Source organism: Skermanella sp., assembly GCF_059503625.1.
Window position 1 is genome coordinate 1 of record NZ_JCACHA010000958.1, and the last position, 6,709, is coordinate 6,709.

At 65.1% G+C, this 6,709-nt stretch carries 5 protein-coding genes and 2 pseudogenes; 5 read left to right on the forward strand and 2 right to left on the reverse strand.

Going from position 1 to position 6,709, the window contains the following annotated elements; all coding sequences use genetic code 11:
* The first annotated feature begins 75 nt into the window (after nt 1-75).
* Both AC5JJ6_RS35015 and AC5JJ6_RS35020 read left to right on the forward strand, forming a co-directional pair.
* A pseudogene (locus AC5JJ6_RS35015) lies at nt 76-766 on the forward strand (transposase).
* Between the two features lie 378 nt (nt 767-1,144).
* Nucleotides 1,145-1,564 (forward strand): deoxycytidylate deaminase, encoded by a 420-nt coding sequence (locus tag AC5JJ6_RS35020; RefSeq protein WP_496046463.1) that lies wholly within the window; start codon nt 1,145-1,147, stop codon nt 1,562-1,564.
* Nucleotides 1,565-1,600: 36 nt separating this feature from the next.
* On the opposite strand, the gene AC5JJ6_RS35025 is transcribed toward AC5JJ6_RS35020, so the two are convergent.
* The gene (locus tag AC5JJ6_RS35025) at nt 1,601-3,982 is read right to left on the reverse strand and encodes a type IA DNA topoisomerase (protein WP_496046464.1); all 2,382 of its coding nucleotides are present in this window, start codon (nt 3,980-3,982) and stop codon (nt 1,601-1,603) included.
* A 62-nt stretch (nt 3,983-4,044) separates the two neighbouring features.
* Here AC5JJ6_RS35025 and AC5JJ6_RS35030 point away from each other — a divergent pair.
* From AC5JJ6_RS35030 to AC5JJ6_RS35040, 3 genes and pseudogenes are all read left to right on the forward strand, one after another.
* Nucleotides 4,045-4,425: pseudogene (locus AC5JJ6_RS35030) on the forward strand (transposase); the annotation flags it as partial.
* A 276-nt stretch (nt 4,426-4,701) separates the two neighbouring features.
* A complete protein-coding gene (locus AC5JJ6_RS35035) occupies nt 4,702-4,842 on the forward strand; it encodes a hypothetical protein (protein ID WP_496046465.1) in 141 nt (46 codons plus the stop codon).
* A gap of 96 nt (nt 4,843-4,938) precedes the next feature.
* Nucleotides 4,939-6,066 (forward strand): carboxylate-amine ligase, encoded by a 1,128-nt coding sequence (locus AC5JJ6_RS35040; protein ID WP_496046466.1) that lies wholly within the window; start codon nt 4,939-4,941, stop codon nt 6,064-6,066.
* 43 nt (nt 6,067-6,109) lie between these two features.
* On the opposite strand, the gene AC5JJ6_RS35045 is transcribed toward AC5JJ6_RS35040, so the two are convergent.
* A partial coding sequence (locus AC5JJ6_RS35045; RefSeq protein ID WP_496046467.1) for a PHB depolymerase family esterase occupies nt 6,110-6,709 on the reverse strand: 600 nt, incomplete at its 5' end.

The window sequence follows — 6,709 nt, forward strand, 5'->3', positions numbered from 1 at the left end:
CGCACCGTGCACGTCCAGGCAAAGTGCCCACAAATTTCAGAATCAGGACACTAGGAGGCATCAGCGGCGTCAGCAATATTGGAGACCTGCGTCTCCGCCGACGACCTGCTGCGTGCCATCGACCGCTTCGTCGAGCTGAGCGACGTCCGATGGCAGCTGGAGCCCTTCCGCAGCGCCATCGGGCGTCGGTCGGTCTATCCCGAGCTGATATCCGCGTGTTGCTGATCGGCTATTGCTGCGGCATCCGCTTGGAGCGACGGCTGTGCGAGGAGATCCACCTGAACCTCGCGTGTCGCTGGTTCTGCCGCCTCGGCGTTCGACAAATTGCAGCGGACGGATGGCACCTTCAGCCGCTCCGACTTCACCGACGACCATGGGTGCGACCTCTACATCTGCCAGGGCGGGAAGGAGTTGCTACACTACCGGCGCCAGTTCACGCGGCCGCGGATTGGCGTCGATGCCGAAGGCCTTATGCGTTACCGTGCCACCAGGCACGACTGCGGCGCCTGCGCGCTGAAGCCCCGCTGCTGCCCGAACCGGCGAGCCTGGACGCTGCTGCGCTCGATCGACGAGGACGCACGGGATATGGTCCGGAACATTGCGAAGACTGAGGAGGACGCGGGCTCACGGCGGCAGCGGTCGAAGGTCGAGATGCTATTCGCCCATGAATGGTGCCCGTGATGAGTTCCGCCTCGCCGCTGCCGCGCAGAACCTCCGCAATCTCGCCAAGCTGGTCCCGTTACCGACGCCAGCACCTGCCGGATGACACGGCAGGGTCAGGATAGTCCAGGCACCCAACCTGAACAGGCGCCGTCCGCCCAGAGCCGATCCACAAGCGCCTTCTTCAACGGAAGCGATTGAGCTTTACCCCAAACTTGATGACTCGGCGCCCGAATGAGAGCGGAATTTCTCTCAGGAATGTCGGAGATTCTCTAGACCTCGAGGGTTGGCTGATTTTGCCAACGAGGTCTAACCCCTTGATTATAAGCCATTCTTGGCGTGGGTCCATAGGTGCGGTTCAGCGGGATCACCGCTCGGCAGTCGGCTTCTGGAAACTGTTGATCTCGAATCAATAAGCAATTTGTGCCATCTGCACCATCCCATGAGTGATGCACACATCTCCCCCCGTTGGGACGCCCGGTTCTTGGCACTGGCGATGCACATTGCCGACTGGTCGAAGCACCGCACAACCAAGGTCGGCTGCGTCGTGGTCGACAACGACCGCCGGATCCGGGTGACTGGCTATAATGGCTTCCCACGCGGAGTGACCGACCTCCCCGAGCGCCTGGCCGATCGTCCGACGAAGCTGCTTCTCTCTGTGCACGCTGAGGCCAATGCGGTCGCCACGGCCGCGCGCTCGGGTGTGTCGCTCGCTGGATGCACGGCCTATATCACCCATCCGCCATGCGCGGCGTGTGCTGCCTCTCTGGTTCAAGCAGGCATCCAGCGCGTCGTGTTCCAGGGCCAGTTGCGGGCCGACTGGGCGGACAGCGAGGCGGCAGGACGTCTGCTCATGGAGGAGGCCGGCGTGGCTTGGCAGCGTGGGGTGGCGACCGAGACGTGAGGGCACGTGCCATAAAGGTGACCCTATCGAGCCTCGTCACAGCCATCCGCGTTCACGGAAGCCGCTGAGATCAATGCCGGCCGGCGCGTACCAGCCACCAGCGCGGTAACGGGCGCCGAGCTGGAGCGCAGCCTCCTTGTTGCCAAAGGGGATGCGCAGTGGCGTATCGCCGCTGGGGGCACCTGACGCGCCAGATTGAGCCACCGTCTGGCTGCGTTGCTTCGCGGGTGGTTTTCCGTCGCGGACCTTCCGCTCCTGAGCCGCGGCTTTCCGACTCGATGTACCATGTCCACTGCCTTGATCTGGTTCGGTCCCGGTACGTAGTGCGTGGCTATGGCGCTGGGCCAGCGGACGCCTTTTTGCCACTGTCCGATGCGCAGGCGGTGGTGTCCCAGCTTCGGCATCAATGGGCGCCGGCGCTCGGTCGTTCCTGGGCGCATGCTGGTCAAGAAATGCGCGGCAGGCGGCGCCCGATGACGTGTAGCCACGCGGCGGCTTGAGCCCTTTCTGGCGGGCGAGGCTATCGACAAAGCGCTTCATCGCCGGCGTGGGCGGCCGGTCCACGCCGGCCTCTCTGGTGACGCCGCTCAGCAGCGCGGGGTCGACGGAGCCGGCACCCGCCTGCAACCGGCCGATAATCCTGCTCGCCTGGGCGCAGACGGCATCGATTGCCCCAATCATCTCCTGCTGACCGATCAGCACCTCATCCAAGAGGCGCTCCATCTGCGCTGTCACGCCAGGGTCGACGAGAGCCGGATCGGCTCGCTCCAGTACGGCGAAGAGGGTCAGACCGCGTTCGGTCGGCACGATGTGCTTGCCGTCGGCGATGAGGAAATCCTGCGCCTTGAGGCCGCGGATGATCTCGGCTCGGGTCGCCGGCGTACCGATACCCCTGGCTTCCTTCAGCCTCTCCTGCAGCGCCTCATCGGCGACGAAGCGCCAGGCATTCTGCATTGCCTCAATCAGGGTGCCCTCGTTGTATCGCGGCGGTGGCCGGGTCTCCTTGTCCTCGACCGCTGCATCGCGCAGCACGGTGGCCTCACCATGCCTGAGCGCGGGCAGCAGCTGCGCGCCCTCGCCCTTCTCCTCGGCCGGTTGCCAGTCGGGGAAGGCGGCACGCCAGCCAAGCTCGATGGGCTGCCGCCCCGCGGCCTGGAACAGATGGCGGCGCATATCTAGCGTGACGGTAGTCTGCCGATAGCGGAAGTCCGGCATCATCGCTGCCAAGTAGGAACGGGCGACGACATCGAACAGCCGGCGCTCATCCGCCGAGAGGCGCGGCCATACCTCCCGCAGCGCGTCCGTCGTGTTGACGTTGGGGATGATGGCGTGGTGGCTCGCCCCGGCCAGACCTTTGTCGTGGAAGGTGCCGCTCGCGCCGCGGCGGATGACCGGCGGCTCGGGCACCGCGATCTCGCTGAAGGCGCGCCCGACCCGCAGCCCGGCGATGATCCGCGGCACGTCAGGGATCAGGCTTTCCGGCAGGTAACGGGTCTCGGCACGGGGGTAGGTGATGACTTTCTTGCCCTGCCCGTCGTAAAGCTCCTGAGCCACCTCCAGGGTCCGCGCCGCCGACCAGCCGAAGCGTGAGCCGCACAGCTTCTGTAGCGAGGGCAGGTCGTACAGCCGGGGCGGAGACTGCCGCTTGTCCTCGACCCGCACCGCCAGCGGCCCGGCGAAACCCTCTGCGGCCACGGCGATCGCCTCGGCATCTTCGCGCTTCAGGATCCGGTCCTTCGGCGCATACCGCATCCGTAGCAAACCGGCTTGGACCTGGGCGGTGGCGACCACCTCGAAATAGGCCTGCGGGACGAAGTTCCGGATTTCCAACTCGCGCTTGCAGACGATGGCCAGGGTTGGAGTCTTCACCCGGCCGACCCCAATGACGGTCCGCGCCCCGTGGGCCAGGGTCACGGTGGCCGTGCGGGTGAGCGACAGATTGTAGATCTGGTCGGCCTGGCGTCGGGCGACGGCCGCGGCGTAGAGGCGAGCATACTCGGTATTGGGCTTTGCTCGGGAGAAGGCGTCACGGATGGTCTGCGGATCCTGAGCGGTGAAGATCACCCGCATGACCGTGCCGCGGTAGCCATAATGCTCCAGGATTTCCTGGCCGATCAGCTGCCCCTCGCGGTCACAGTCGGTGGCGAGCCACACCCGCTTGGCCTTCCGCAGAGCGTCGCGGATTGCCTTGAGCTTGGAGGCTTTATTGCCACCGATGGCTGGCTTGGTGCCATAAAGCCCCTCCGGCCGCAGCAGCACCGGGGTCCAGCGCTTCCAGTCCGGCGAGACCTCCTCCGGTTCGACAAGGTCGAACAGGTGGCCTTCTGCGGGAAGGATTGCACCGTAGCGACCGCCAACGGCGGCGCGGACGTCCTTCGCCTGGCTAGTCTTCTCAGTAATGACGATTTGGTCGGTCATGCGGGCTGCCCAGGCGTTCTCTAAAGGTTCCGAGGAGGCCATGCCACAGCTATCATCCATCCGGCCATCTGCACGCCCTGCACGTCGCCCCGGCCAGCGCCGAGGCTCGCGGCCAGGTTGAGCACCTCGCGCAGGCGGTGCGGTCAGAGACCGGCGGGAGCGTCGACCTCGCTTATGGCAACCAGGGATACAGCGACGAGCGAGCCGCCAACGCCGCCCGCAAGCACGGCATCGAACTCGAGGCCGTCAAGCTGCTCGAAGCCAGGCGGGGCTTTGTCTTGTTGCCACGCCGCTGGGTCATCGAGCGCTCATTCGCTTGGACCACGCGCTTACGGCGGCGTGTGGAGGACTGCGAGCGCTACGCCAGCACTCTTGCCGATCTTCACGTCGTCACCTTCACCTGCGCCATGCTCAAGCAAGCAGCTTTACTGGCAGCGAGTGCCTACGGTGCGCCGGACCGGCGCCAGAATGGAACTAATCAACAGCACCTCGGCACGCCGTCAACGCCGCCGGAAGAACAACCTGGCGAAGCATAGGATCCTGCAGCAAGATGGGCCAGCATGCGTGGCACGACGGCTGTCCTTGACCGGGGCACCCTGGCCTGGTCGCTTGCCCGCCGCGCCGCGTCAGCCTCCGCGAAAGGCCAAGGTCGAGCTAAGTAGGAGAGCATTCACCACCATCCGGAAAATAGCTAAACTCGACGCTTTGTAGGTGTGGGAATGAGCTTTGAGGCCTGGATTGCGGAAGTTGAAGCCCTAGTGACCTTCGACGTCGATGCCGACCTTTGGCGCAAGTACTTCGATGCCGAGCTGACGCCGTTGCAGGCTATCGAACAGCATCGAATCGATGAGGAGGTTTGACGCTCCCGCTTATGCCTGAGGGACGCCGTGGCGCTCTCTCCCGCTTAATCATGCCGCGCCCGCCGCTACTCCCCTCTCTTCGAACCGAGAACGCTCATGGATCCTAGCTACCGCTTCGGGATTGAGGAGGAGTATTTCCTTGCCGACTCTGCCACCCGCGGCACCCCTCGGCGCGCGGTGAAGGCCTTCCACGCCGCAGTCAGCGCCCGACTGCCCGCGGTCGAGCGCGAGCTGCTGCAGAGCCAGGTCGAGATGGCCTCTCCGCCGTCAACCGACTTCGCCGAGACACGCCGGGTACTGGCCGGATTGCGCACCGGCCTGGCGGAGATCGGGCACGAGCACGGCATTCTGGTGCTGGCCTGTGGCACACACCCGCTGGCTCGTTGGTTGCGTCAGGCTCACACCGAGGCTAAGCGCTACGAAGGGCTGATACGTGACCTGCAGATTCTAGGCCGGCGCAACGTCGTTTGCGGTATGCATGTCCATGTCGAGGTGCCCCGTCCCGAGGCGCGCATCGACCTGATGACCCGCTTGCTGCCCTTCACTCCGACACTGCTGGCATTATCGACCTCCTCGCCGTTCTGGCAGGGGCGAGCCACCGGGTTGTCCGGATACCGGCTGTCGGTGTTCAGTGAAATGCCGCGTACAGGCCTACCGGACCTGTTCAAGGATGATGCCGACTATGCCCGTTACGTTGACATCATGGTCCGATCCGGGGCGATCGCAGACGCAAGTTTCCTGTGGTGGACGCTGCGGCCGTCGCTGAAGTACCCGACGCTGGAACTGCGGGTGGCCGACGCCTGCACCCGCTTGGGCGATACCATCGCCATCGCCGCGTTGTTTCGCTGTCTCGTGCGCCTGGTCGACCGCAAACCAGAGCTGAACCGTGGCCAGACCGGTGCTTCGCGGGCGATTGCTGCAGAGAACTTATGGCGGGCTCAACGTGACGGCGTACGCGCTGCCATAATCGACCCATTCTTGGGGGAGGCAATACCATTCGCGGCGCACCTGGACAGGCTGCTGGCGCTGGTAGGGGAAGATGCGGACGCGCTGGGTTGTACAAACGAGGTGGAGGCCGTGCGCGTAATCGCGGCCAAAGGCACCAGCTCCGACCTGCAGGCGAAGGTATTTGCTGAGGCGCGGGAGCGTGGGGCGAGTGAGCACGAGGCGCTCCGACCGGTGGTTGACTGGTTAGCCGAGACCACGGCCTCAGGATGCGGGTAAGCTGCACTTATGCACTTGGAGGCGGCTCGCCTCAGGTCCCACCTCATCGCGTGTCGAGCAGGCGCGCCACCATGGCTTTGACGGTAGCGATCTGTGGCGCGCCGCGGCCGAGATAGCCCTCGCCGCTGTAACCCCACCAGTCCCAGCAGCGGCGTGGGTTCAAAGGGGTTTCCGTCACCTGCGGGTAGAGGACCACTATACGGTTGGACACGGCCCAACGATCATAGCCCGCGTCGAGCAGGAAGTCGGCGCCAATCCCCCCTTCGGCGGGCGGGGTCCCCGCGTCCTTTTGGCAACCGTGGAAGACGACGTGCAGGTTGCAGCGCTGCTGGCGGCATTCCCTCGGCACATAAACCCAGCCTACCGCAGCCAGTCCCGTCTCCACGCGCGCGGGAGGAACGAAGGGGCGCTGGTCGAAGGGGCGTAGTTCGCCTCCCTCCATCGCATCGCTCGGGGCATTCAACGGGCCGTACAGGTGCCCCAGGATTTCGCCTGCTGCGTCAAAGCCGCACCGGTTGATGAAGGGCGGCCCATAGATGCCGCAGGCCCGGGCCGGGAGCGGGCCGCGTTCGGGAAAGTCGGACACCGGCAGGCTAGAGCACTTTGATGTTGCTTGGAATCGCGCGTTCTGATTCGACGCTGT

Coding starts and splice junctions, on each gene's coding strand:
- AC5JJ6_RS35025 (WP_496046464.1), bottom strand. CDS start 3,982: ATGACCGACCAAATCGTCATTACTGAGAAGACTAGCCAGGCGAAGGAC.
- AC5JJ6_RS35035 (WP_496046465.1), top strand. CDS start 4,702: ATGAGCTTTGAGGCCTGGATTGCGGAAGTTGAAGCCCTAGTGACCTTC.
- AC5JJ6_RS35040 (WP_496046466.1), top strand. CDS start 4,939: ATGGATCCTAGCTACCGCTTCGGGATTGAGGAGGAGTATTTCCTTGCC.